Origin of the sequence: Pseudomonas sp. Root329 (assembly GCF_001424925.1) — a bacterium.
Lineage (GTDB): Bacteria > Pseudomonadota > Gammaproteobacteria > Pseudomonadales > Pseudomonadaceae > Aquipseudomonas > Aquipseudomonas arabinosi.
Map to the genome: position 1 here is coordinate 333,769 of NZ_LMCV01000002.1, position 24,811 is coordinate 358,579.

Annotated in this window: 22 protein-coding genes; 20 read left to right on the plus strand and 2 right to left on the minus strand. The window is 60.4% G+C overall.

Features of this window, described 5'->3' with window-relative positions:
- Positions 1 to 182: 182 nt before the first annotated feature.
- From ASC74_RS04550 to ASC74_RS04565, 4 genes are all read left to right on the plus strand, one after another.
- The gene (locus ASC74_RS04550; protein ID WP_056739558.1) at positions 183 to 1,631 is read left to right on the plus strand and encodes an APC family permease; all 1,449 of its coding nucleotides are present in this window, start codon (positions 183 to 185) and stop codon (positions 1,629 to 1,631) included.
- 89 nt (positions 1,632 to 1,720) lie between these two features.
- Complete coding sequence (locus ASC74_RS04555) at positions 1,721 to 3,142, plus strand: aldehyde dehydrogenase family protein (protein ID WP_056739560.1); 1,422 nt, start codon at positions 1,721 to 1,723, stop codon at positions 3,140 to 3,142.
- 11 nt (positions 3,143 to 3,153) lie between these two features.
- On the plus strand, positions 3,154 to 4,503 hold the full coding sequence (locus ASC74_RS04560) for an aminotransferase class III-fold pyridoxal phosphate-dependent enzyme (protein WP_056739562.1): 1,350 nt from the start codon (positions 3,154 to 3,156) through the stop codon (positions 4,501 to 4,503).
- Positions 4,504 to 4,593: 90 nt separating this feature from the next.
- Positions 4,594 to 5,919: a hypothetical protein gene (locus tag ASC74_RS04565; protein WP_056739563.1), complete on the plus strand. Its 1,326-nt coding sequence runs from the start codon at positions 4,594 to 4,596 to the stop codon at positions 5,917 to 5,919.
- A 49-nt stretch (positions 5,920 to 5,968) separates the two neighbouring features.
- Here the strand turns inward: ASC74_RS04565 and ASC74_RS04570 are convergent, their stop codons facing one another.
- Positions 5,969 to 6,727 carry an IclR family transcriptional regulator gene (locus ASC74_RS04570; protein WP_056739565.1) on the minus strand — a complete coding sequence of 253 codons (759 nt, stop codon included), beginning with the start codon at positions 6,725 to 6,727 and terminating at the stop codon, positions 5,969 to 5,971.
- Positions 6,728 to 6,975: 248 nt separating this feature from the next.
- Here ASC74_RS04570 and ASC74_RS04575 point away from each other — a divergent pair, with 248 nt between their 5' ends.
- The 15 genes from ASC74_RS04575 (at position 6,976) to ASC74_RS30790 (ending at position 22,131) form a co-directional block, all read left to right on the plus strand.
- Positions 6,976 to 8,517: an acetolactate synthase large subunit gene (locus tag ASC74_RS04575; RefSeq protein WP_056739567.1), complete on the plus strand. Its 1,542-nt coding sequence runs from the start codon at positions 6,976 to 6,978 to the stop codon at positions 8,515 to 8,517.
- Positions 8,518 to 8,528: 11 nt separating this feature from the next.
- Entirely contained in the window at positions 8,529 to 10,019 is a 1,491-nt protein-coding gene (locus ASC74_RS04580) for an aldehyde dehydrogenase family protein (protein WP_056739568.1), read from the plus strand.
- 26 nt (positions 10,020 to 10,045) lie between these two features.
- Positions 10,046 to 10,840 (plus strand): SDR family NAD(P)-dependent oxidoreductase, encoded by a 795-nt coding sequence (locus tag ASC74_RS04585; RefSeq protein WP_056739570.1) that lies wholly within the window; start codon positions 10,046 to 10,048, stop codon positions 10,838 to 10,840.
- Positions 10,841 to 10,852: 12 nt separating this feature from the next.
- Positions 10,853 to 11,893: a VPS10 domain-containing protein gene (locus tag ASC74_RS04590; protein ID WP_056739572.1), complete on the plus strand. Its 1,041-nt coding sequence runs from the start codon at positions 10,853 to 10,855 to the stop codon at positions 11,891 to 11,893.
- An 11-nt stretch (positions 11,894 to 11,904) separates the two neighbouring features.
- Positions 11,905 to 12,372, plus strand: coding sequence for a VOC family protein (locus ASC74_RS04595; protein ID WP_056739574.1), 468 nt, complete (start codon positions 11,905 to 11,907; stop codon positions 12,370 to 12,372).
- Positions 12,373 to 12,382: 10 nt separating this feature from the next.
- Complete coding sequence (locus ASC74_RS04600) at positions 12,383 to 12,985, plus strand: amino acid synthesis family protein (protein WP_056739576.1); 603 nt, start codon at positions 12,383 to 12,385, stop codon at positions 12,983 to 12,985.
- A 62-nt stretch (positions 12,986 to 13,047) separates the two neighbouring features.
- A complete protein-coding gene (locus tag ASC74_RS04605) occupies positions 13,048 to 14,655 on the plus strand; it encodes a bifunctional 3-(3-hydroxy-phenyl)propionate/3-hydroxycinnamic acid hydroxylase (protein WP_056739577.1) in 1,608 nt (535 codons plus the stop codon).
- On the plus strand, positions 14,652 to 15,431 hold the full coding sequence (locus tag ASC74_RS04610; protein ID WP_056739579.1) for a 2-keto-4-pentenoate hydratase: 780 nt from the start codon (positions 14,652 to 14,654) through the stop codon (positions 15,429 to 15,431). The genes ASC74_RS04605 and ASC74_RS04610 overlap by 4 nt, the downstream gene beginning before the upstream one ends.
- A 75-nt stretch (positions 15,432 to 15,506) precedes the next feature.
- Positions 15,507 to 16,448 (plus strand): helix-turn-helix domain-containing protein, encoded by a 942-nt coding sequence (locus tag ASC74_RS04615; protein WP_056739581.1) that lies wholly within the window; start codon positions 15,507 to 15,509, stop codon positions 16,446 to 16,448.
- Positions 16,449 to 16,661: 213 nt separating this feature from the next.
- Positions 16,662 to 17,489: an AraC family transcriptional regulator gene (locus ASC74_RS04620; RefSeq protein ID WP_056739583.1), complete on the plus strand. Its 828-nt coding sequence runs from the start codon at positions 16,662 to 16,664 to the stop codon at positions 17,487 to 17,489.
- Between the two features lie 337 nt (positions 17,490 to 17,826).
- Complete coding sequence (locus ASC74_RS04625; protein ID WP_056739585.1) at positions 17,827 to 18,966, plus strand: tyramine oxidase subunit B; 1,140 nt, start codon at positions 17,827 to 17,829, stop codon at positions 18,964 to 18,966.
- Positions 18,967 to 19,000: 34 nt separating this feature from the next.
- The gene (locus tag ASC74_RS04630; protein ID WP_056739587.1) at positions 19,001 to 19,423 is read left to right on the plus strand and encodes a RidA family protein; all 423 of its coding nucleotides are present in this window, start codon (positions 19,001 to 19,003) and stop codon (positions 19,421 to 19,423) included.
- Between the two features lie 57 nt (positions 19,424 to 19,480).
- A complete protein-coding gene (locus ASC74_RS04635; RefSeq protein WP_056739589.1) occupies positions 19,481 to 20,794 on the plus strand; it encodes an NAD(P)/FAD-dependent oxidoreductase in 1,314 nt (437 codons plus the stop codon).
- Between the two features lie 12 nt (positions 20,795 to 20,806).
- Positions 20,807 to 21,655, plus strand: a complete 849-nt coding sequence (locus ASC74_RS04640) for an alpha/beta fold hydrolase (RefSeq protein WP_056739591.1) — start codon at positions 20,807 to 20,809, stop codon at positions 21,653 to 21,655.
- A 71-nt stretch (positions 21,656 to 21,726) separates the two neighbouring features.
- Positions 21,727 to 22,131: an MFS transporter gene (locus ASC74_RS30790; RefSeq protein WP_269084613.1), complete on the plus strand. Its 405-nt coding sequence runs from the start codon at positions 21,727 to 21,729 to the stop codon at positions 22,129 to 22,131.
- Positions 22,132 to 22,168: 37 nt separating this feature from the next.
- On the opposite strand, the gene ASC74_RS04650 is transcribed toward ASC74_RS30790, so the two are convergent.
- Positions 22,169 to 23,170: an aminotransferase class III-fold pyridoxal phosphate-dependent enzyme gene (locus ASC74_RS04650; protein WP_236713225.1), complete on the minus strand. Its 1,002-nt coding sequence runs from the start codon at positions 23,168 to 23,170 to the stop codon at positions 22,169 to 22,171.
- Between the two features lie 117 nt (positions 23,171 to 23,287).
- On the opposite strand from ASC74_RS04650, the gene ASC74_RS04655 reads away from it, so the two are divergent.
- Positions 23,288 to 24,787 (plus strand): aldehyde dehydrogenase family protein, encoded by a 1,500-nt coding sequence (locus ASC74_RS04655; RefSeq protein ID WP_056739595.1) that lies wholly within the window; start codon positions 23,288 to 23,290, stop codon positions 24,785 to 24,787.
- The last annotated feature ends 24 nt before the right edge of the window (positions 24,788 to 24,811 follow it).

Sequence of the window (24,811 nt, forward strand, 5' to 3'; positions counted from 1 at the left end):
GGTGCCGCATCGACCTGTTTTGGGGCGGCGCCTCGGATGCTACCGATTTGGGATAGCGAGCGGTTCAGGGGCGGGCATAGGATCGAATTCAGCGCGCAACTAAAACAAAACGCTAATCGGTGCCGATGGAATTCAATCGGGCCACCCCAACAGCGACTGCCTCATACAATAAGGTCAACAACATGAGTGTACCTATCTCGATCAACAGCTCCACGGAGCTCAGGCGTGGCGCCCTGGGCGTCGGGTTCATCATCTTCTTCGTGGTGTCGGCGGCTAGCCCTTTAAGTGTGATCGCCGGTGGCTTCCCGATTGGCATCATGCTGGGCAATGGCGCCGGCACACCGGCATTGCTGATCCTGGCGTTGCTAGTGCTGCTCGCGTTCTCGGTGGGTTACACCACCATGTCCCGACACCTGACCAATGCCGGCGGTTTTTATGCGTTCACCTCCCGTGGTTTGGGTGGTCTGGCAGGCGGCGCGGCCGGGGTGTTGGCGATGTTTGCCTATAACATTCTTCAGGTCGGGTTGTATGGCATGTTCGGCGGGGTCGTCAGTGGCACCATGGAAAGTGTCTTCGGCCTGGTGTTGCCGTGGTGGTCCTACTCGCTGATGGCGATGGCGAGCATTGCGATTCTGGGCTATCGCAAAATAGACCTGTCGGCGCGGGTGCTGTCGGTGGTGGTGATCGCCGAGTACCTGGCGATCCTGATCCTGGATTTTGCCATCCTCAAGTCCGGCGGCGACAGCGGCATCAACCTTGATGCGTTTGATCGCAGTCATGTGCTCGGCGGTACCCCGTCCATCGGACTGCTGTTTTGCTTCGCGGCATTCATCGGCTTCGAGGCCACCACCATTTACGGTGAAGAAGCCATAAACCCTAAACGTACCATTCCGATTGCCACCTACAGTTCGGTGCTGCTGATCGGCGGGTTCTACGCGCTGTCGGTGTGGTCGATGGTGGTGGGCGTGGGCGCGGACAAGATCGTGCCGATGCTGCAGGCCTTGCAGGATCCCACGACGTTTATCTACGGCATGTCCGATCACTTTGTCGGGCCGCATCTGACCCAGGTCATTCGCGTGTTGTTCATGGTCAGTATCTATGCCGGCCTGCTGGCGTTTCATAACGCCGCGGCGCGTTACTTCTACGCGATCGGCCGTGACGGCCTGTTGCACAGCCTGTTAGGCACCACTCATCGCGTGCATCAGAGCCCCCATATGGGCTCGGTGTTGCAGAGCCTGATTGCCGCAGTGGTGGTACTGATTTTTGCTGCATTGGATGCGGACCCGATCCTGCAACTGTTCGCCTGGTTCTCCAACCTCGCCACCCTCTGCGTCATTTTACTGATGGCGCTGACGTCGGTAGCGGTCTGCGTCTACTTTCAGCGTCATCCCGAGCTTAACGTCGGGATTTGGCGCGGGCGCATCCTGCCTGTTTTCTCATCCCTGGCGTTAGTGCTCGTGCTGATACTGGCGGTGGTGCATTTCGACGTGCTGACCGGGGCCAGCCAGCTGTTGTCCTACGGGCTCTGCGCCATCATTCCCGCGGCCCTGATCATCGGCGTCTTTCTCGCCGCGAGATTGCGAAAGATCTCCCCGCAACGGTTTCTCGCCTTGGGTAGCCACAAGCTTTAAGGCCGCACTTGGTACGGCTCGACTAACCAGACAACTCCAGCCTGCCGTTGCCCGGCATGGCTCGTCAGCGTGTGAAAGGAAGGTTTCAAATGCACAACTACAAAATGCTCATCAATGGTGTTCAGGTTGCCGGTGATAAGGGCCAGTTTGACGTGATCAACCCGGCCACCGGTGCTGCATTCGCCCAATGCCCCGCTGGCTCGCTGGCGCAACTCGACCTGGCGGTCTACGCCGCGCAGGCGGCGTTCAAAAGCTGGCGGCACAGCACCCACACAGACCGTTGCGAGCGCCTGTTGGCGGTCGCTGCGGATATCGAACGGGAGGCCGAGTCACTGGCCCGGCTGATTGTGCTGGAACAAGGCAAACCGCTGGAACTGGCATTTTCCGAAGTCATGGGGTCCGCCGCCTGGACCCGTTATGCGGCCGGGCAGGAGATTGCCGTGGAGCTGGTGGAAGAAACCCCCACTCAGCGGATCGAGTTGCATCGCAAGCCTTTGGGTGTGGTGGCGTCGATTACACCGTGGAACTGGCCGTTCATGATCGCCGTCTGGCACATCATGCCGGCGCTGCGAGCCGGTAACTGTGTGATCAGCAAACCGTCGAGCCTGACCCCGCTGAGCACCTTGCGCCTGGTGGAGATCATCGCCCGCCATGTGCCTCACGGCGTGATCAATTGCCTGACGGGCGAGCAAGGTTTCGGTAGCGCAATCACTGCGCACACTGGCATTCAGAAGATTGTGTTCACCGGCTCGACCGCCACTGGACAAAGCGTGATGCGCGGCGCCGCCAACAACCTCAAGCGCCTGACGCTGGAGCTGGGCGGTAACGACGCGGCAATCGTTCTGCCAGGTACGCCGATTGAGGCGGTGGTCGAGGATATTTTCCAAGCGGCGTTTCTCAACATGGGCCAGACCTGCGCGGCCCTCAAGCGCCTGTATATCCATGAATCGCAGTACCAGGCCTTTGCTGATGCGCTGACCCTGATTGCGGCGCGCCAAGTGGTGGGCGATGGCCTGGAAGCTGGCGTCACCTTTGGCCCGGTTCAAAACCTTGAGCAATTGGAACATGTCGACGCGCTAGTCGCCGACGCACGGGCACAAGGCGCGCGTGTGCTGTGCGGCGGCGCGCGCCTGGATCGCCCCGGCTTCTTTTATCCACCCACCCTGGTCGCGGACGTGACAGATGGCCAGCGTCTGGTCGACGAGGAACAGTTCGGTCCCGTGTTGCCCTTGATCGCGTACCGGGATGTCGAGGATGTGCTGCGGCGCGCCAATGCCGGTGACATGGGGCTGGGCGGATCGGTCTGGGGGCCAGATGTCGAGGAGGCCCAGGCACTGGCCAGCCGCCTGGAAAGCGGCGTTGCCTGGGTCAACTGCCACGCGCAGATCCAGCCGAACACGCCGTTTGGCGGCAGCAAGATGTCCGGGTTTGGCGTCGAGTTCGGCCTTGAGGGGCTGCTGGAGTTCACTGGCCAGCAACTGCTGTTTGTCCGCAAACGTGATACCGAATAAGGCCCTTGATCATGTACGAAAAATATAAGACCGCCGAGAAGAAATTCTGGCACCCCATGAGTTCCAGCGCCCCGGAGCAACGCTCCAAAACGTTGATCATCGCCCGTGGTGACGGCAACTACATCACCGACATCGACGGCCATCGCATGCTCGATGGTGTGGGCGGGTTGTGGAACGTCAACATTGGGCACAACCGCGCCAGCGTCAAGGCCGCCATCGCCGCGCAGCTGGACGAGCTGGCGTATTACCAGACCTTCGACGGCATTGCCCACCCTCGGGTGTTTGATCTGGCCGAACGGTTGACGTCCATGTTTGCCCAGGAGCGCATGACACGGGTGCTGTTCAGTTCCGGCGGCTCCGATGCGGTGGAAACCGCGCTGAAAATGGCGCGCCAGTACTGGATCGCCAGCGGCGATCCGGGGCGTACGCGTTTCCTTTCTCTGCGTAACGGTTATCACGGAGTGCACATGGGCGGCACATCGGTGGGAGGGAATGGGGTTTACCACTACAACCACGGCCAACTGTTGGCCGGCTGCCATTTGCTCGACACGCCCTGGTTGTATCGCAATCCCTGGGATTGCCGCGATCCCGAAGCGCTGACCGCGCACTGTATTCGTCAGCTGGAGGATCAGATCGCATTGCTGGGTGCGCAGACCATTGCGGCATTGATCGCCGAGCCGGTGCAAGGCGCAGGCGGGGTGATCGTACCGCCAGCCGATTACTGGCCGCGCCTGCGTGAGGTGTGTGATCGCCACGGCATTCTGTTGATCGCCGACGAAGTGGTTACCGGCTTCGGCCGCACGGGCTGCATGCTCGGCAGTCGCGGCTGGGGCGTCGCGCCGGACATCCTGTGCCTAGCCAAAGGCATCACTGCCGGTTATATCCCGCTGGGTGCCACGCTGTTCAACCAACGCATCGTCGATGGGATCGAGAACGGCCCAGGCTTCAGCAGCGTGATCATGCATGGCTACACCTACAGCGGTCACCCGACCGCGTGTGCGGCCGCCCTGGCGGTACTCGATATCGTCGAAGCCGAGGATCTGCCGGGCAACGCCGCCAGGGTCGGCGCGCAATTGCTGGAGCAACTCGAACCGTTGGCCGAGCGTTATGACGTCGTGGGCGAAGTGCGCGGCAAGGGCTTGATGATTGCCTTGGACCTGGTCGCCGACAAAACCTCGCGCCAACCGCTCAACCCGGCAGGCGGCCAGCCGTTGCGGATCGCTGACGAAGTGCGGCGTGCCGGCGTGCTGGTGCGTCCGATAGGCAACAAGATCATTCTCTCGCCGCCGTTGACCCTGACGTCCTACGAGGCTGGCCTGATAGTTTCTGCGCTTGAAGCGGCGCTTGCCACCTGCTGCTAGCCCCCGTGAAATCGGTGCTGCGATGCTGCACCGATTTCTCGCCAATACCTAAGACAGCCTTTTAAAGGCGCACCACGAGGAGCTTGAGCCATGCGCAATCCATCACGTCATCCCGTGTTCGGTAGCACGCTTGTGTGCACATTGGTGCTATGCGCCATCAATCAGGCCCAGGCCTATGAGTTGTACAGTGATGAGAGCCGCCACCTCAACGCAGACATGACCGCCGTGTTCGGCCTGTTCAACAGTCGCAAGAACTACGACGGCACGCCCGGGGGATCTACCTGGCGCGAAGGCTTTATCAAATACGGCTTGAGTGGCGACCAGTCCCTGGCAGGCAATGGCACCGCGTATGGGGCGTTCGCCCTGGTCAGCTCGGCCACCTGGGGCGACGGCGACCCAGGCGGCAATTCTCTGGGGACCGAGCGCACAACTAAGATCGAAGACGCCTACCTGGGCTGGCGCTCCGGCGAGCTGTTCCCTGCGTTGGGCAAGGACGGGGTCGATATTTCCGGCGGGCGCCAGGTGGTCAAGCTGGGCCGGGGGTTCCTGATCAACGATGACGGACTGAACCTGGGCAAGGGCCCGGCCGATGGCAAGATGAACCGTGGGGGCGCTTACTACCTGGCTGCACGGCATGCGTTCGATCAAACCGCGCTTTTGCGCCTGGGTGGGCAAGACGGCCTGCACGGCAGCCTGGTGTGGCTCAAATCCGACAACCGCGTCCAGGCCGAAACCGAACTGGCCGCCGGCGCGCTGGATTACACCACTCAGCCGGGTACGATCGGGTTGACCTGGGTACACGGCATCGACGTGAGCGATCAATGGGCCAGCGACTTTCAGCGCCAGCGCAAAGGCATGAACGTCTACAGTGTTCGCGGTGAAGGCGATGCGGGCATCAAGAACGTCAGCCTGGCGTTCGAATACGCCTGGCAGGACAAGGACGCTGGGCCGGAGAAAGCCTGGTACGGCGAAGCGGGCTACACCTTCGCCGATACTGCTTGGGCGCCCAAGGTGACCTATCGCTATACCCGCTATTCACAGAAATGGGATCCGCTGTTCACTGGCTTGAGCATGGGCTACGGCACCTGGTTTCAGGGCGAAGTCGCCGGCAACTACGCCGGGCCGTTCAACAGCAATACCAGCATTCAGCACGTCGGACTGAAGGCAACGCCGCTGGAAAACCTGACCTTGGGCGCGCTGTACTTCGATTTCGACACGGTGCGTAAAAGCAATGCGCTGAACCTCAATGCCCGTGAGCTGGATATCTATGCCGAATGGGCAGTCAACCCGCACTTGATCATTACCCCGCTGATTGGTCTCTACAAACCCGATCAGGACTCAACCACGGGTGGCAATCAAGTCGGCGGCAATGGCACCAACGTGTACAGCCAATTGTCGGTGGCTGTTCCGTTCTGACCGCACATCCGCCGCGTCCACGGCAAGGGACCAGCGGCTTATCCATAGGCTAGGGCGCGGTAGTGTTCGACTGATTACGCATGTTTTCGGCAATGCGCCGAGTGGTCTCCATGACCATTTCGATCACTGTTTCCTGACGCAGCAGCTTGAAGCTCTGAGTGCTGCCGACGGCGGACAGGCTGCCAACCACTTCGTCGATGTCCGTCTGGATGATGGGCGCGGCGATGCCGGTCAAGCCCAGGTTGAGTTCATCATGGGTGAGGCAGTAACCGTCCTTGCGAATCTTTTTCACAGCCTTGGAGAAGCTTGGCCAGTCATAAGGGCAGTCCGGGTCGTTGGCCATGTGCTCGTCGAACAAGCGTTGCAAACGGCGACCTTTCTGAAAGGCAATCAACACCTTGGATTGCGCGCCGCGAAAGAACGGCAGCGGTTGCCCGCGCCCGAACGCAAAGTGGTAAGTGTCGGTGGGTTCGGCGATGTAGGTGTTGATGATGCGACCGTCATAAAAAACGCTCGCAAACACGGCCAGCCCGGTTTGCGCGGACAGCTCGTGCATCAACTCGCGCCCGGCAAGGAGGATAGGGTCGTACTGACGCATCATCCAGTCCAGTTCGATGACACGCGGCCCCAAGCCATAACTGCCGGCGTCCACGCGGGTCAGCAGGCCTGCGTCGCACAAATCCTTGACGTAGCGGTACACGGTCGCGCGTGACAGGCCCATGCGTTCGGCAATGGTGTCGGGGTCGATCTTCAATGTCTGTGGACCGAACAGGTCCAGGATACTCAGCAATTTGCTCAGGCTGCTCATTTCGTTCCTAAAGACGGGGGGAGGGCGCGTGCTTCGTTCCGGCTTAGACCAGACATCCCGCCGCAGCGCCAAGCGCTGGCGCAACACTACCTCAGTGAGAGAAAAACGCAATCTCGGAAGCCATTCTGGTTCGATTAAGTGTGCATAAATCTCAATAAATGAGATAAACACTATTTTAAAGCTTGTTAAAATAATCTTTGCATGCGATAAATCTCACTACTGCAAATGCTCAAGCAAGAGGGCTGAAAATGAATGGTGCGCAACTGATAGTGAATGCGGCAGCGGCAAGCGGTATCGAATACTGCTTCGCCAACCCCGGAACCACCGAGATTCCTCTAGTGGCCGCCATGGCCAGCGCACCTGCTCTCAAGCCGGTGTTGTCGCTATTCGAAGGGGTCTGCACGGGCGCGGCGGACGGCTATGGCCGGATCGCCGGAAAGCCGGCGATGACCCTGACCCACCTGGGCCCTGGGTTTGCCAATGGCATCGCCAACCTGCACAACGCGCGTCGTGCCAATACCCCCATCGTCAACGTGATCGGCGATCACGCGTCATGGCATGTCAACTACGATCCGCCGCTGGCCAGTGACATCCAGGCCTTGGCCGGGACTGTCTCCGGTTGGGTGCGCACCTCGCGCACGGCGTCGGGTATCGGCGAAGATTTGCAGGAAGCGGTGCGGGCGGCTTGGCAGGCCAAAGGGCAGATCGCCAGCCTGATTTTGCCTATGGACTTGCAAGCCAGCGCAGTGACGCACAACGGTGTGTTCGCCCCGATGCGGGCGCCGGTTCGCCGGTTTGCTGGTGACCGGGTCGAGACGGTGGCGCAGGCACTGCGTGACGGGCAGCGCCTGGTGTTTATTGTTGGGGACGAGGGGTTGTCGGTCGCCGGTCTTGAAGCCGCTGGGCGCTTGGCCCAACTGCCTGGCGTACGAATGTTTGCCGAGACCTTTCCACGGCTCAGCTACCGTGGCGGTGGTTTGCCGGACCTGGATCGCCTGCCATATTTTCCAGAAGTGGCTATTGAAATCCTCGAGCAGTACGACCAAGTCGTGTGTGCCGGGGTGACGGAGCCCATCAGTTATTTCGGCTACGAAGGCATACCGTCGCGCCTCGCCGAGCGCGAGCGTCTGCTGACGTTGGCGGATGTCGGTGACGATGTAGCCGGCGCGCTGACGGCATTGGCCGATGCCCTCAATGCACCGGCTTACGTGCCGACACCGATGGGCATCGAACTGCCGCCGGGTCATGCCGAGCTCACACCTCAGTCCATCGGCCAGGTGCTGGCCGCATCGCTGCCGGACGACAGCATTGTCTCCGTGGAAGGCGGCACCTGTGGCTATCCGTTTTTCACCGCGTCCGCTGGCGCCGCACGGCACCGGGTGTTGACCAATACTGGTGGCGCGATCGGCCAGGGCATCCCTGTCGGGTTCGGCGCCGCCTTGGCGGAGCGGGGCAATCGTGTGTTTTGCCTGCAATCCGACGGCAGTGCCCAGTACACCATTCAAACCCTGTGGAGCATCGCCCGTGAGCAGTTGCCGGTGGTGATCCTGATTGCCGCTAACCATCGCTATGCGATTTTGCAGAACGAGCTGCGTCGTTTCGGCATGACCGAAATGGACCCGCAAGCCCTGCGTCTAACTGTGCTCGACAGCCCGCGCATTGACTGGAAGGCCCTGTCCAAAGGCTACGGCGTGCCGGCCTGCACGGTGCAAACCAATGCCGAACTGCAACGGGCGCTAGCCAATGCCAATGCCGACGGTGGCCCGTGCCTGATCGAAATGGCGCTGTGAAGGAGTCGATGATGAAACAGTTCGAAGTGCTACCTGCTGTGCAACACTTTTTGTCTCAGCCCGGACGCCTGTTTATCGGTGGCAGTTGGCAGGACGCCGCCGCTGGCCGGCGGTTTGCCGTTGAAAACCCGGCGACTGAAGAAACCCTGACGGAAGTGGCCCAAGGCGACGCACGTGACGTAGATGCGGCCGTTGCGGCAGCCCGCACAGCGTTCAACGGCGCCTGGGCACTGCAGTCACCCGCCCAGCGAGGTCTGCTGCTGTTTCGACTGGCGGATCTGCTGGACCAGCATCGCGAGGAGCTGGCGCAGTTGATCACGCTGGAGAACGGCAAACCCATCTCAGCCGCTCGAGGTGAAGCGGCCAGCGCGGCGACCATCATTCGCTACTTCGCCGGCTGGCCGACCAAGATCGAAGGCAGCACGCTGCCCGTATCGCCGGCCAGCGGTGCGCCCATGCTCAACTACACCTTGCGTGAGCCGGTGGGTGTGTGCGCGCTGATCGTGCCGTGGAACTTCCCGTTGAACATGTGCGTGTGGAAGCTTGGCCCAGCGTTGGCGACGGGCTGTGTCGCGGTGCTCAAGCCCGCCGAACAAACGCCGCTGGTCGCGATTCGACTGGTGCAGTTGATCGAGGCCGCCGGGTTTCCAGCGGGGGTGGTCAACCTGATCACCGGTCTTGGCGCGGAAACGGGCGGACCGCTGGCGCAGCATCCCGACGTGGACAAGATCGCCTTCACCGGCTCGACCCATGTCGGCCGGCTGATCGCTCAGGCGGCCACCAGCAACATGAAAAAGGTCTCGCTGGAACTGGGTGGCAAGTCGCCAAACATCATCTTGCCGGACGCCGATATCGTGCGCGCCGCCAAAGGCGCGGCCGATGGCATCTTCTACAACCAGGGCCAGGTGTGCACGGCTGCCTCGCGGTTATACGTGCATGCCAGCGTGCTTGATCAGGTGTTGGAAGAACTTGAGCGGCATGCCACCGCACACGTGCTCGGTAATGGTTTGGACCCGGCCACCAGCATGGGCCCACTCGTGTCGGGCCGCCAATTGAGCACGGTCAAAGGCTACCTGCAACGAGGCCAGGAGGAGGGCGCCGAACTGATCTGCGGTGGCGGCCGTCCCGACCACCTGGAACGCGGCCACTTCATTGCGCCCAGCGTGTTCCTTGATCGCGCCGAGCGTGCCTGTGTCGCCCGCGAAGAGATCTTCGGTCCGGTGCTGACCGTCATGAGCTGGACCGAAATCGACGACCTGGTGCTGCGCGCCAACGATTCGCCTTATGGCCTAGCGGCGGGTCTTTGGACCCGCGACCTGCGCTCGGCGCATCGCGTGGCGGCGCAACTCAAGGCGGGCTCGGTCTGGATCAACTGCTGGAATGTGGTCGACGCGGCTTCGCCGTTCGGCGGGTACAAGCAATCCGGCTGGGGCCGGGAAATGGGTAAAAACGTGATCGATGCCTACACCGAGACCAAGAGCGTCTTCGTCGATCTGGCCTGATTCGAATAATCAAAAGAGGAAATGCTATGGATCTGGAATTGAAAGGCCGCGTGGCCATCGTCACCGGCGGCGGTATGGGTATCGGCAAGGAAGTCGCACGTTTTCTGTCCGAAGAGGGCTGCAAGGTGGTGATCTGCGCACGCCGCATGGAGTTTCTCCAACAGGCTGCCGAAGAGATCACGGCTCAGACCGGCAACGAAGTATTGCCGCTGTACTGTGACACCAATCAGATGTCGGCCGTGTCTGACATGGTCGAAGCGGCGCACAAACACTTCGGCCGCATCGACATCCTGGTCAACGGTGCCGCAGCGCCATCCGGAGTGGTGCGCAATGACATCGAACATGCCGGCGACGATGAGTTGCTGTCGGATCTCAACACCAAGGTGATCGGCTACTTCCGTTGCGCCAAGGCTGTGACTCCGCACATGAAGGCCGGCGGTTTCGGTCGCATCATCAACATCGGCGGCCTCACCGGGCGCAGCAGCAAAGTCCTCTCGGGGATGCGCAACCTGGCGATCGCCCACATGACCAAAACCCTCTCCGACCAGTTGGGCCCTTCGGGCATCACGGTCAACCTGATCCACCCCGGTGTGGTGGACACCCCGCACATTCAGGAGCTGTACGAGCGCGAAGCGATCAAGCAAGGCAAGACCGCTGAACAGGTTGAGCAGGCCTACATCGACGCGACGCCGATTCGCCGCACCCTGGCACCGATAGAAATGGGCTGGCTGATTGGTTTCCTGGCGTCGCCCAAGGCGAGTGCAGTGACCGGCGAATCCATCGGCATTGATGGTGGACTGACCCGTGGCATCTTCATCTGAGGAGCAACAGCGATGAGTAACGGAACCCTTTTAGTGGCCACCGTAGGTCAAGCGGTGATCCGCAGCGCCGACGATGGCCGTACCTGGCATCGCCTGGGCCTCGGGCAGGATCTCGAGTTCGACGCGATCACCCGATCCTTGAGTGTGCACCCCGACGAGCCTGAGGTGATCTACGCCGGTACGGACGTAGGTTTGTGTGTCAGCCGCGACACTGGCGGCCATTGGCAGCGGGTCGATTCGCCGTTCAACGGGCAGACGGTCTGGAAAGTCGCCGTCGATCCGCAGGACGCGCAACGGATTTTCATCGGCACTGGCGCACCTTCGCGCGCCGTACTGTGGCGGACCCTGGACGGCGGTCTCAGTTGGGATCGTGCACCGGTGGAGATTCCGGAGTTCTGCGACGGGGTCAGCCGCCCACGGCTGCTGGCTTTCGCCTATGACCCGACCGACCGCAACCAGCTATGGTTCGGCCTTGAAGAGGGTGGGTTATTCCACTCCCGTGACGGTGGCGACAGCTGGACGCGCGTCGATGATCGGCTGCTGTGGGACTACAACTCGGATGTCCACAACATTCTGGTACTGCCCAATCACGGCCAGAAAGTCATCGTGGTGGTCTGCGTCAACGCCGTCTACCGCAGCCTGGATGAAGGGCTGACCTGGACCGGCATTATCGGTCGAGAAGTGTTCGGCCTGTATTACATGCGCGCCATGAACGCGCCGTTGGGCACGCAAAGCGACCTGTACCTGAGTATTTCCGATGGCACGCCCGGTACCACCAGCAAGATCCTGGTGTCCCGTGATGCTGCGCTCAGCTGGGAAGTGCTGCCCCTGTCGCAACAACCCAATTCCTGCGTCTGGGCCCTTGCCTTCAACCCAAAAAATCCGCGACAGATCGTTGCGGGGACCAAGTATGGGCATTTGTTCACCTCCGATAATGGCGGTGATGGCTGGCAGAAACAGTGGCGCGAATTCAGTGAGATCGCTGACGTGCTCTGGACCCCCGCCGTGGCGCAGATCAAGGCAGGGCATCAATCCGTGGTCAAAAAAAGCTGAGGTATCACGCGATGAAAGTCGAAATCCTTCGTACTCACTTATCGCTCTCGGTAAGTGATCCTGATGTGTCGGCACGTTGGTACGCCGACATCCTGGGCATGCATGAAAGTGCCCGAGGCGAAAGCTGGGTCATGATGGCGTTTGGCACCAAACATCACGACATCGCCTTGCTTCGTGCAGAGCCCGGCGCCCATCAGGGCGGGCTGGGGTTGCAACACTATGGATTGGAAATCGCCGGGGACATGACCACCTTGCGCCAGCTCTACGGCATGTTGCTGGGCAAGGGCGTCGAGGTGGTGAAGATCACCGATCACGAAATCGGCCATGGTGTGTATTTCAACGATCCTGACGGTAATCGCATGGAATTTTTCCTTGAGACCGAACACGACGATGCGCGCGGCAAGGCCCGGTTCAAGGCCGCTGGCGCGCCAAGCCGACATTTCAATCTGGATCCACTAGATCCACCAGACCCGCTCTGAGGCAACCCTGATGAAAACCGCGAATTTTGCTTCGTATCACATCCGCAAGTGGTACAGCTTTGTCGAAGAAACCCTGGCCAATGAAAGTGGCCAGTTGGCCGATGGCGAGCCGCTGTTCAAATATGCCGTCGCCGCCGTGATCGCCAACCCCTTTGCCGGTCGCTACAGCGTGTCGCTGACAGAGTTGGTAGAACCGTCGCCGCTGTTGGGCGAAGAGTTCGGTCGTCGCATTCAGGCGCTGGCCGGCTCGCGGGATATTGTCAGCTACGGTAAAGCTTGCATGGTGGGCAGCCAGGGCGAGTACGAACACGGCAATGCGTTCCTGACCAACCCGGCTGCCGATCCGGTGCGCCTGGCGCTGGGCGGGGGCAAGTCCTGGGTGCCGTCCACCGGCAAACGGGGCGGCCCGGGTTCAACCATCGATGTGCCGTTGGCCCACAAGGATGCACTGTATGTGCGCTCCCATTACGACAGCATGTCCCTGATGTTTGGCGACGGCCCTGCGCCGGATGAGGTGATCGTGATCTGGGCCTTCGCCACGCGTGGGCGCTTGCATGCGCGACTGGGCGGTCTGCAGGCAGCGGACGTCAAAGGTATTGATGGGTTGCACTGATTTCAGGCGTATGGCATTAGCGGCGTCGGATTAAAAACACAACAAGAAAGCGGTGAATAGTGATGAAGCAGGAGAAGACCCAAGTTGTCATTGTCGGCGGCGGTCCTAACGGGATCACGGCCGCGCACTATATGGGGATGTACGGTATCGACTGCGTCGTCCTTGAACTTGCCGACGGCGTACTGCCTTACCCGCGCGCAGTGGGCATGGATGATGAAGCACTGCGCGTGCTGCAGGGGATCGGCATTGCCGAACTCGCTGTGCGCGACATGATCTGCGATGTACCGCTGCGGTATTACAATGCTCGCGGTGTGTGTTTCGCCGAGGTCAAGCCGAGTACCGCCCATTACGGCTGGCCAATGCGCAATATCTTCATGCAGCAATTGCTGGAAGGTACGTTGCGCGAAACCCTTGGGCAGCGTGCCAGCGTTGTGTTGCGCCAAGGCCATGAAATGCTCGAACTCGAGCAGGACGGGCAGGGCGTGACATTGCAGGTGCGCGATGCTCAGGGCGAGATTTATCAATTGCGGGCTGACTATGTAATCGGCGCCGATGGCGGACGCTCTACTGTGCGTAAAAAGCTCGGTATCGAGCTGTCGGGGCTGACACATGCGCGCAAATGGGTGGTGGTCGATACGGCCAATGACACCCTCGATGCACCCTACACCGCACTGCATGCCGACCCGGAACGGCCCTTCGTGTGCATCTATCTGCCGTACCAGCAACGCCGCTGGGAGTTCATGCTCCTGGAGGGCGAAGATGAGGCGAGGATGTGTGAGGAGGGCACCATTCGCGACTTGATCCGTGGGCACATCGGCAACGCGGTCGATCAGTTGAACATCATCCGCATCCGAGCCTATACCCACCACTCCCGGGTCGCGGCGCGGTTTGTCGAAGGGCGTGTGGCCCTGGTGGGCGATGCCGCGCATATTTCTCCACCCTGGGCCGGGCAGGGCCTCAATTCCGGGCTGCGGGACGTGGCCAACGTGGCCTGGAAACTGGCGGCGATCATCCAGGGCCGTGCCTCGCACTCGATCCTCGCAAGCTACGATCAGGAGCGCCGTGGGCATGCCACCGAGCTGGTGGCCCTGGCCGACAACATGGGTGCGGTGCTGGGAATGACCAACCCGCTGATGGCCGGCGTGCGCGACTGGTTGTTCCAGGCGGTGAACACTGTCGACAATCTGCGCTCACACCTGCTGGAGTTCAAATTCAAACCCAAGGCCACCATCACCAAGGGCCTGGTCTATCACGAGCGTGCCGAGTTGCGCGAGGACGATCTGGTCGGCCAGCTGTTTGTTCAGCCGCATATCGAAGACGCCCAGGGCCAGCGTTGTCGCCTGGATGAGGTGCTTGGCAATTCCTATGCGGTGCTGGGTTATCGGGTGAACCCGCGCGAACAACTCAGCGAGGAAATGGCCGCTTATTGGGCGCGCTGGGACACGTGTTTTATTCAGGTCAATCGTTCGCGCAGTGGCATCGGACGTGGCCAGCCGTTGACGGCCTCGGACGCCATCAGCGTGGAGGATGTGGATAATCGCCTGGGTGAATGGTTCTCCAAGGTACGTGACTGCATCGTAGTGGTGCGTCCGGACCGATTTGTCGCCGCCATTACCACACCAGAGAGGCTTGAAGGTGTGCTGCGCAAACTGGCGGAGCAACTGTCATGAACAGCGGCAACGCGCTGCTAAACCGGCTACATCAGGCGACGCGCACGGTGCAAGCCATTGCGCCACTGGTCCCCGAGGCGATAGATCGGCTTGCGGGTTATGCGTTGCAGCGCGAAGTGCTGGACCACCGCCAAGCCGCAGGCGAGCGACTGAGCGGGTGGAAGGTCGCCTTCGCCGGCAGCGCCGCGCAAAAACGCTTTGGCCTTGACGAACCGGTGTATGGCGGCCTGATGGATACCATGATCGTCGAGCCGGATACGGCAGTGGCGTTCTCGCGGTTGATCCAGCCTAAGCTGGAGATCGAATTGGCATTTGTGCTGGGGTGTGCCCTGGTGCCGGGGGACTACCGTGACGAGGATATTCTGGCAGCCATCGGCGACGTAGCGCCCGCGTTCGAGATCGCCGACTGCCGTTGGCAAGGCTGGGATTTCGGCGTGGGCGCCTTTCTTGCCGACAATGCGGCGGCGGGGCTTTATTGTCTCGGACCGCGCATCCCTTTCGATCCTGTACACCACGTCAGCATAGCGTATCGCCTGGAGTGCGACGGCGCGCCCTGCGGCAACGGTGATACGCATGATCGAGAGGACAGCCCGCTGGCCAATCTGTGCTGGCTGATTCGGCGTCTGTTGGCCGATGGTCAACGTGTGGAGGCTGGGCAGGTCGTGCTGTCCGGAGCGTTGTTGCCTCCGATGAATATCCAGCCCGCCACGTACTGCCTGCACATGCTTGGCATGGAACTGGCTTTGGTCTTCACGGCGGACGCCGCCCCTGTGTGAACGATAGCTACCGTCATGGATGACTGAGTCCCTTTCAGGCCGATAAACAAACGGGGCCACCGAGGAACGACGACCATGCTCGCTGAAGTTCGAACCTTCAATGACCCTCAACAACACGCTGGCTCCATCCAGGGCTGGCGGCAAGTGTATGACCAGCTTGGCCGTGGCTGCCTGACCAGCGAGTTGCGGCAGTTGTCCGCCGACCGCTTTCAAATCTTCCAGGAAGTGCTGGACAAACGCGTGGTGCAGCGCGGCTATGCGCCGAAAGGTCGGCTGTGCGCGGCCATGTCGTTAGGCCGCGCGCCGGTGGTGCAGGGGCAACAGGTGGGCACTCACAGCGTGGTGCTATTGCGCGACGGCGAGGAGTTTGTGTTGCACGCCCCTGAAGGCATGCACTTCTTCGCGCTCAATGTCGACGCGGTACGCTTCGCCAAACTGGCGGCCTTCGAATTGTCTGGCGATCAGCTCAAGCGCCTGAAGACCACGTCCCAACTCAGCGCGGATGACGCGTTACTGTTGCGAATACGTCAGCGTATTCAGCCCCTGTTTCGCCACCTTTTGGAACAGACGGACGCTATCAACTCAACCGCCGAGAAAATGCTGGAGGAAGAACTGCTCAACGCCTTCCTCGATTTGTTCAGCCACGCCACCGACGAGGTACGTTGTCGTCGCGGTAATTTCGCCGTAAGTGCTTACCTGGTGAAGCGTTGCCAAGAGCTGATCGATGCCAGTGGTGATACACCACTGAGCATTCTCGACCTGTGTGAACATTTGCGGGTGAGTCGCCGGACCCTGCAGAACAGTTTTCAGGCAGTGACCGGAATGCGTCCGGTCGAATACCTGCGCAATCTACGCCTCAACGCGGTGCGACGCCGCTTGATCACAACCTCTGCCTGCACTCACAACATCAGTGAGATCGCGATGACGATGGGCTTTTTTCATCTGAGCCACTTTGCCGCGCATTACCGACAATTGTTTGGCGAGTCACCGTCCGAAACGCTCAGGGCAATGCGGTAAAAAGACCTTGAGCGGTAGCGACAGGCGACCGATTCGACGGGCCCTGTATTCACGCGTTTGCCGCCAGGATACCGATGGACAGGAAGGCAATCGCCTCACGCTCCGATAGCCAAATCCACAACTGCCACCGCATTTGATAGTGATGGCCAAAGCAATAGTTGGCGCAATTAATGCGTGAAAACTCCCGTATCGCTGCCTATCGAAGGTGCAACCATGATCAAACAGCGCGCGCCGACTCCCCGCCACCACACTGCGAACGAACAACCCTGGTTCGTGCTCAACTCTTCACAGTATTCGGTCATGCCCTCCGAACACCCGGCGATCTCGCATTTCTATGCCTTCGATGTGGCTCAATCGGCCAACCTGCTGGCCGTGCCGGACGGTTGCGTGGATATTGTTTTCGACTGTGATGCAACACGCCCTACTGCCCGGATCTGTGGCACGCCGCTGGCTGCCCAAGCGGTCGAGTTACATCAGAACCATCACTACTTCGGCGTGCGCTTTTCTCCGGGCGTCATTCCCGGATTTATCAATGTGCTGGCCGAAGAATTGACCGAACGGGAACTCGACCTGCTGGAGGTCTCGAGGTTCGCCCAGCGCATCTTCGAAAATATCGTTCAAGCACCGCTGCTGGGCGATCAGATGCGGCTGTTCAACGACTACCTCGCCCCCCGCCTGATGGGTAAAACGTCAACACTCACGGCCATGGTCATTCAGCAGGCGCTGCGCCACCGCGGTGATATTCGTATTCAGCAACTGGAAGACCTTAGCGGGTACACCAGTCGCACGCTGCACCGACAGTTCAGTCAGGACACTGGGATGTCACCCAAGACCTTTTGCCGAATTATCCGCTGCCAGGCGGCTCTGGACACCCTCAATACCCAACACGATGTATCGTTTTCGGAGCTGGCCCTCGACCTGGGCTTTTCCGATCAATCGCATTTCCTGCGCGACTTCAAGAAACTGGTCAGTACAACGCCTTGCGACTATCAACGCAAAATGGCCCAGAACGCCTATACCGACCGGATCAACTACGCCTGACCCTCCCTTTCAAAAACAAACGCGCTCCTCCATCGTTTTTTCCTAAAGCCTGCCCATCATCGCCCCTCGGTAATTCCCTGTGCCTGGAATGCGGAAAGGCATTTCCAGGGAGCCGAGTTGCTAGCTTCGCGCAACGAAACCAACAATTTCATGAGCGCTTGAATATCAGCCTGGAAAAGGAAATCAGGCGGGTGGAAAGCGTCGGCCGCACAGCGCGCCGGCCAACCGAGCATGTCCGAAATTTACAATACCGCCGAAAAACGCGCCCTGATACTCGACGTCGACAGCGTGGAGCTGTGCCTACCGCAGCGATCTCACCTTCAGCCCGAGAACAACTATGTCTACAAATACAAAAATCGACTTCATCTACCTCTCCGAGCAGGACATGATCCGCGCGGGCGTGACTGACATGCTGGCGTGCGTGAACACCATGGAAGAGATGTTCGGCCTGCTCTATGCCGGTGACTATCGCATGGCCGGTCCGAACAATGACTCTCATGGCGCGATGGTGATCTTCCCGCAGGATTCGCCCTTCCCGAACATGCCCAAGCCCACGGCTGACCGGCGCATGATGGCCATGCCTGCCTACCTGGGCGGCAGCTTTTGTACCGCAGGCGTGAAATGGTACGGCTCCAATATCGCCAACCGCGAAAAAGGCCTGCCGCGCTCCATTCTGATGTTTACCCTGAACGACCCCGACACCGGCGCACCGCTGGCCCATATGTCGGCCAACCTGCTGTCCGCGTATCGCACCGGTGCGATTCCCGGCGTGGGCGCGCGCCACCTGGCACGCAAGGACTCGAAAGTCGTCGGCCTGCTCGGCCCCGGGGTGATGGGCAAGACCACACTGGCGGCATTCATCGCGGTATGCCCGCATATCGACACACTGAAGATCAAAGGTCGTGGCCAGAAGAGCCTCGATAACTTTATCGCCTGGGTCAAGGAAACCTATCCGCAGGTAACCACGATCGAAGTGGTCGACACCCTTGAAGCGGTGGTTCGTGACTCCGACCTTGTGACTTATTGTAGCTCCGGTGAGGTGGGTGATCCCATGACCTACCCAATTGTGAAGCGCGAATGGGTCAAGCCAGGTGCCTTCCTGGCGATGCCTGCATCCTGCTCCCTTGACGACGGGATGGAACAGCGCGACGTACGCAAGGTGCTGGACAACACCGGTCTCTACCAAGCCTGGTTTGAAGAACTGCCCAAGCCTGCGCATCACTGCGTGCCGGTGATTGGCGTGCGCTTCATGGACATGATTGCCGAAGGCAAGATGCAACTCGATGAAGTTGAGGACATCGGCAAGATCATTGCCGGGGCTGCGCAAGGCCGTAGGAACGATGAAGAAATCATCATCATGTCGGTGGGCGGCATGCCCGTGGAAGACGTGGCCTGGGGCACGGTGGTGTACCGCAACGCCATCGAAAAAGGCATCGGCGTTACCTTGAACCTGTGGGAAACCCCGGTTCTGCGTTAAGCCATCCATCACATATTTTGAAGAGGCATTCCACATGACAAAAATCATCAAGCTCAAGACCGGTTCCCCGTTTGAAGAACAGGCCAGCTATTCGCGCCTGGTGGTCGTGGACAACTGGATCTACGTATCCAACACCGCAGGCCGCAACCCGCAGACCAAGCTGATTCCGGAAGATATCCTCGAACAGACGCATCAGGTATTTGCCAACATCGAGGCGGCCCTGGCGGCGGTCGATTCGAGTCTGGCTGATGTGGTGTGTTCGCGGGTGTTCATTCAGGACCCCAAGGACGTGCCGGCCGTAATGACCCTGATCGGCGAAAAGTTTCGCGGCGTTGACCCGGCCAGCACCGTCACCTGTCCGCCCTTGGGGTCGACGGTTTACAAGGTGGAGCTGGAAGTGACGGCGTATCGCAACGCGTCGAAGGCGCAAGTTGAAGTCATTCGTCTTTCGCAGTGACCGTCACGCGGCCGTGCGCATGCGCGGCTTACCTCATTCGCTTACCGAGTCTTGATCATGGCACCGACTATAGCGCCCGTGAAAACGTCTACCGTGTTTCCCTCCGCAACCTCCGTCGTCATCATTGGCGGCGGGATTATCGGCCTGACCGCTGCGTTGACATTGGCCGAACGTAATATCGCGGTGGTGGTGCTGGAAAAAGGCCATATCGCCGGTGAGCAGTCGTCACGCAACCTGGGCTGGGTACGCAAGACCAGCCGCCACGCGGCCGATATCCCCCTGGCCCTCGCCGCGGACCGCTTGTGGGCGCAGATGCCTGAGCGGGTAGGGGCGGATGTCGGGTATCGCCAGGAGGGAATCATGTTTGTGGGCCGCAATCCATCGCAGATGGCAATGCATGAGGGATGGCTCAAGTCGGTGGAGCATTTGTCGCTGGATTCACGGCTGCTCAGCAAACGCGAAATTGGCGAGCTGGTGCCAGGTGGCGTGGGTGACTGGGCCGGCGGCATCTTTACCCCATCCGATGCGCGTGCTGAACCGACACTGGCAAGCAGCGCGATCGCCAAGGCTGCCATGGACTTGGGTGTGGTGATTATCGAGCACTGCGCGGTGCGTGAGCTGCAGATGTCCGCCGGTGTGGTCAGTGGCGTGGTCACGGAGAAAGGCGAGATTCGCTGTGATCATGTGCTGCTCGCAGGTGGGATGTGGTCACGGCGCTTTCTGGGCAACCTCGGTGTGTCGTTGCCGACCTTGCCCTTGACTTGCTCGGTGCTGCGTACCCACCCAATGGAAGGGCCGACTGAAATCGCTGTCGGCGCACCGGACTTTTCGTTTCGCAAGCACCGGGACGGCGGCTTCATCATTACTCAGCGCGGCAAACTTGATGCCTTCCTGACACTCGATCACTTGTTGCTCGCCAAGCAATATATGCCGCAGTTCCGTGCGCAACGTAGCGTTCTGAACGTGTCGTTGGGCAAGCCTTTTTTCAATGACCTGGCACTTGCCCGGCGCTGGAATTCCGACAGCGTCAGCCCGTTCGAGCGCGTCAGGGTTCAGGACCCGGCCGCCAACCCGCGGCTTAATAACGACGCGATGAACAACCTCATGGCGGCCTGGCCGGTGTTTGAGCACGCGCGGATCGCCCAGGCCTGGGCAGGCACTATCGACGTCACGCCGGATTCGAATCCGGTCATAGGGCCGGTCGCGCAGATACCGGGGCTAACCGTGGCCACCGGCTTCTCGGGACACGGCTTCGGCACCTCGCCGGCGGCAGGTCACCTCGCGGCGGATCTCATCAGCGGTCATGCGCCGATCATTGATCCAAGCCCTTATCGGTTCGATCGTTTCCAGGTCGGTCGAAGCCACGAATAAAGGAACCAACCGATGCCATCTGAAAGCTGTTTCTTTACCAACCGTTCTGGCTTGCGCCTGCACTTTCTGCGCTGGGGCGAATCGACCGGTGTTCCCCTTGTGCTGTTGCATGGCTTGCGGGCTTATGCACAAACCTGGGAATCGCTGGTGCAATCTCTGGGTGCGGGCTACTGCATCTATGCCCTGGACCAGCGCGGTCGAGGACTGAGTGACTGGGCCACGCCCGGCAGCTACCACACGCAGTCGTATGTCGAGGACCTCGAGGACTTTGTCGCCCATGTTGGCTTGCCGCGTTTTGTACTGCTGGGGCACTCATTAGGGGGCGCCAACGCCCTTGAATATGCGCGGCAAACCCCGGGGCGATTGATAGGCTTGATGATTGAGGACATTGGCCCCGGCTCCTCAACCCAGGGCGATGGCGCCGCACGCATTCGCCGCGAAATGAGTCAGACGCCTTTGCAGTTCGACAGCTGGGAGGCGGCTCGCGCATTCTGGCAGGCTTCACGCCCTGGATTGTCGGAGCAGGGCCTGGGATCAAGGCTCGCTCATTCGATGAAAGAGAGCGACGGGGTTATCAACTGGCGCCATGATCAGCAGGGTATTGCCGAGGCGCGCCTGAGTATCGAGCCGACAGACCTGTGGCCGGCGGTGCGCGCGCTGGATTGCCCGACCCTGTTCATTCGCGGCGGTCGCTCGGACTTTCTGCCGCCCGCGATGCTGCAGGCGATGTGCGCCAGCAATCCGCACGTCCAGACGGTAGAGGTCGCAGGCGCCAGCCACTATGTACACGATGATCAAGGCGATGTGTTCAACGCGCTGGTCGCAGGCTTTCTAAAAAGCCTTGCGCTCCCGCGCCAATGAAACCCTCGGCCCGTCTGATCGCACTGCTGGCATCACTGACGGCCTTTGTGCCGTTTTCCATCGATGCCTAGCTGCCCAGCCTGCCGCAGATCGCCACTGACCTGTCGAGCAGCACAGCCCAGGTGCAACACATGATCAGTGCCTTCCTCGCCGGGTCGTGCCTGGGCATGCTGTTCTATGGGCCGCTGTCGGACCGTTATGGGCGTCGTCCACTGTTGCTGGGCAGTCTCGTGCTCTATGGCCTGGCGACCCTTGGCTGTCTGTTTGCCGAAAGCATCGAACAACTGACTGCATGGCGATTTCTCCAGGCCCTTGGCGGGGCCGGTGCGCTAGTCCTGGCGAGGGCCATTTCCAGAGGATCAGCCAGCAGGCGTGCAAGAAGCCAAGCATCTTCAAGCCCCTGCCCCGTGTCGTCTTCAGGGGGCGAGCACCCAATGGAGGAAACAACGCACCACACACCGCAGCGCCGACGGTGATGCCTGCCCAATCGTCCTGAGTCCATGCGAGGGGAGGCTATCCGTTGTTGGTTTTAGCCTCCTTGCTTTGGATTGATGGTTTCTCACCCGCGCTAGGCCCGGTCAGCGGTCGACTCGGGGCCATCACCAGGGTGTCGCCCAGTGCGCGCAGCAGGATACCGTTGCGTTGCAGCACATCGCTGACCTTGCTGGCCACTTTGAATTCGGCGGGGAAGGGTTCACGGGTCTGTTTGTCAGCGACGAACTCCAGTGCCGCCATCAGACCGATGCCGCGTGCATCGCCCACCAGTGGATGATCGACAAAGGCTTTGATGCCAGCCTGGAAGGCCGGGGCAACCTCGGCACCGTGTTCGACGATAGCCAACTCGTCGTACATGCGCAGGGTTTCCAGTGCAACGGCTGCGGCCACCGGATGACCTCCGTAGGTGTAGCCGTACCCCAGGCCACCAAGGGTATTGCTCTGATCGGCGATGACCTGATAGACCTGATCGCTGAGCAGCAAAGCCGAGATCGGCTGAATCGCTGCGGACAAACCTTTGGCACAGGTCAGCATGTCCGGCTGAATGCCCGTTGCCTGGCAGCCCCAGTAATAGCCGGTGCACCCGAAGCCACAGATCACTTCGTCGGCCACCATCAGAATGTCGTACTTGCGCAGTACCGCCTGAACCTTGGCGAAATACCCGGCTGGCGGAAGGATCACGCCACCGGTGCCCATTACAGGCTCAGCGAAGAAGGCGCCAATGGTTTCTGGGCCAGCGTCGAGAATGGTCTGCTCCAACTCCTCGGCGAGGCGGGTGGAGAACGCTTCTTCGGTTTCCCCGGGAAGGCCTTGGCGATAGAGGTGTGGGCAACGCACATGGATAACGTCGGCCAGGGGCTCGCCCCAACCTTTATGCATGTTGGGCAAACCGGTGAGGCTGGCGGCGGCCAGGGTGGTGCCATGGTAACTGCGGTGACGTGCAATCAGGCGTGTCTTGTATGTGAAGCATGTCGATTTGGATGAGGCTAGCCAGTAATGACTACGCCCGTCAAAAGTCACGACTTCACGGACGAGCCGGTGCAGGGGTCACCTTGGACGGGTATAGGCCGATCTTCTACTGCTTCCTACTATGGGGTCATGTTCAATGCCCCATTGGGGTAACAGGAAGCCTGAGTCATGGCGATCGACAGTAATGATTATTCACGCCTGAGCCCTGCAGCTCGTGCATTTATCGAGCACACACACGGTCACTTTATTGATGGGCAGTGGCAGGCGCCCACCGCCAGCATTGCTGTGCTCGACCCCTCCAGTGGTCATCAGATCAGTGCTATCGGGGCAGGCAATGCCGCGGATATCGACGCCGCTGTGCAGGCTGCTCATCGTGCGTTCAATCAGCCATCCTGGCGCGGACTTTCGCCGCTGGATCGTGAACGCCTGATCCTGCGCCTGGCCGATCTGATCGAAGCCAATATGGCACTTCTGGCTCAAGTCGAAAGCGTCGATAACGGCATGCCTTTGGGCTTTGCCGAAATCAACGTTGGCGGCGCCGCTGGCGTTTTGCGCTATATGGCCGGCTGGCCGTCGAAGATCGTCGGCGAGACGGTCGATGTGAAGATGCCGTTTCCCGGTAGCCAGTTTTTTGCCTACACTGCTCGTGAAGCTGTGGGCGTGGTTGGGGCTATCGTGCCGTGGAACGTACCGTTGATGATGGCGATCTGGAAGCTTGCACCGGCATTGGCAGCCGGTTGTACGGTCGTGCTGAAACCCGCTGAGGATGCCTCGCTGACTGCGCTGATCCTGGCTGATCTAATCCAGCAGGCCGGTTTTCCAAACGGCGTGGTAAACATCGTGACGGGCTACGGTGCTGAGGCAGGTGAAGCCTTGGTGCGCCATCCCCTGGTGGCGAAGATTTCCTTTACCGGCTCCACTGAGACCGGCAAGTACATCAATCGTCTGGCTACTGACAGTTTGAAGAAAGTCACCCTCGAACTGGGCGGCAAGTCGCCGACTATCGTGTTCGATGATGCAGATATGGAGCAAGCCATCCGCGGTGCGGCCAGTGCGATTTTCACCAACTCAGGGCAGATCTGCGTCGCCGGTGCGCGTTTATATGTGCAACGCCGGGTGTATGAGCAGGTCCTGGAAGGGGTCGCCCGGCGGGCTGACAGTCTGCAGCTCGGGGCCGGGCTCAATGCGGGTAGCCAGATGGGGCCATTGATCAACGCTCGTCAGTTCGAGAGAGTGCAAGGCTACGTGCAGCGAGCGGTGCAGGGCGGTGCGAGCCTGATCACTCAAGGGCGTTCTCCTCAAGGCGAGGGCTTCTTTGCGGCACCTGCGGTACTTGCCGACGTCAAGCAAGGGGATGCCCTGGTGCAGCAAGAAATTTTCGGCCCGGTCCTAGCCGTGTTGCCATTCGATGAGCTCGAAGAGGCGGCAATGCTTGCCAATGACACGGCCTATGGCTTGGCGGCGAGTGTCTGGAGTCGCGACTTGAGCCGCATTCATCGGCTGGTTCCGCTGCTCAAGTGCGGCAAGGTGTCGGTCAATACCGAGGGTTTCCCTTATCCGGCGTTACCGGAAGGCGGTACCAAGCAATCCGGGTTTGGCCGTGATCTTGGCCGTGAGGGGCTGGACGGTTATCTGGAAAGCAAAACCGTGCTGGTGCGGGTTTCCTGATCAGTCTGGGTTCTGCCGGAGGTT

Coding starts and splice junctions, on each gene's coding strand:
- ASC74_RS04550 (WP_056739558.1), top strand. CDS start 183: ATGAGTGTACCTATCTCGATCAACAGCTCCACGGAGCTCAGGCGTGGC.
- ASC74_RS04590 (WP_056739572.1), top strand. CDS start 10,853: ATGAGTAACGGAACCCTTTTAGTGGCCACCGTAGGTCAAGCGGTGATC.
- ASC74_RS04635 (WP_056739589.1), top strand. CDS start 19,481: ATGGCACCGACTATAGCGCCCGTGAAAACGTCTACCGTGTTTCCCTCC.
- ASC74_RS04580 (WP_056739568.1), top strand. CDS start 8,529: ATGAAACAGTTCGAAGTGCTACCTGCTGTGCAACACTTTTTGTCTCAG.
- ASC74_RS04620 (WP_056739583.1), top strand. CDS start 16,662: ATGATCAAACAGCGCGCGCCGACTCCCCGCCACCACACTGCGAACGAA.
- ASC74_RS04555 (WP_056739560.1), top strand. CDS start 1,721: ATGCACAACTACAAAATGCTCATCAATGGTGTTCAGGTTGCCGGTGAT.
- ASC74_RS04585 (WP_056739570.1), top strand. CDS start 10,046: ATGGATCTGGAATTGAAAGGCCGCGTGGCCATCGTCACCGGCGGCGGT.
- ASC74_RS04595 (WP_056739574.1), top strand. CDS start 11,905: ATGAAAGTCGAAATCCTTCGTACTCACTTATCGCTCTCGGTAAGTGAT.
- ASC74_RS04600 (WP_056739576.1), top strand. CDS start 12,383: ATGAAAACCGCGAATTTTGCTTCGTATCACATCCGCAAGTGGTACAGC.
- ASC74_RS04575 (WP_056739567.1), top strand. CDS start 6,976: ATGAATGGTGCGCAACTGATAGTGAATGCGGCAGCGGCAAGCGGTATC.
- ASC74_RS04560 (WP_056739562.1), top strand. CDS start 3,154: ATGTACGAAAAATATAAGACCGCCGAGAAGAAATTCTGGCACCCCATG.
- ASC74_RS04625 (WP_056739585.1), top strand. CDS start 17,827: ATGTCTACAAATACAAAAATCGACTTCATCTACCTCTCCGAGCAGGAC.
- ASC74_RS04615 (WP_056739581.1), top strand. CDS start 15,507: ATGCTCGCTGAAGTTCGAACCTTCAATGACCCTCAACAACACGCTGGC.
- ASC74_RS04630 (WP_056739587.1), top strand. CDS start 19,001: ATGACAAAAATCATCAAGCTCAAGACCGGTTCCCCGTTTGAAGAACAG.
- ASC74_RS04605 (WP_056739577.1), top strand. CDS start 13,048: ATGAAGCAGGAGAAGACCCAAGTTGTCATTGTCGGCGGCGGTCCTAAC.
- ASC74_RS04640 (WP_056739591.1), top strand. CDS start 20,807: ATGCCATCTGAAAGCTGTTTCTTTACCAACCGTTCTGGCTTGCGCCTG.
- ASC74_RS04655 (WP_056739595.1), top strand. CDS start 23,288: ATGGCGATCGACAGTAATGATTATTCACGCCTGAGCCCTGCAGCTCGT.
- ASC74_RS04565 (WP_056739563.1), top strand. CDS start 4,594: ATGCGCAATCCATCACGTCATCCCGTGTTCGGTAGCACGCTTGTGTGC.
- ASC74_RS04570 (WP_056739565.1), bottom strand. CDS start 6,727: ATGAGCAGCCTGAGCAAATTGCTGAGTATCCTGGACCTGTTCGGTCCA.
- ASC74_RS04610 (WP_056739579.1), top strand. CDS start 14,652: ATGAACAGCGGCAACGCGCTGCTAAACCGGCTACATCAGGCGACGCGC.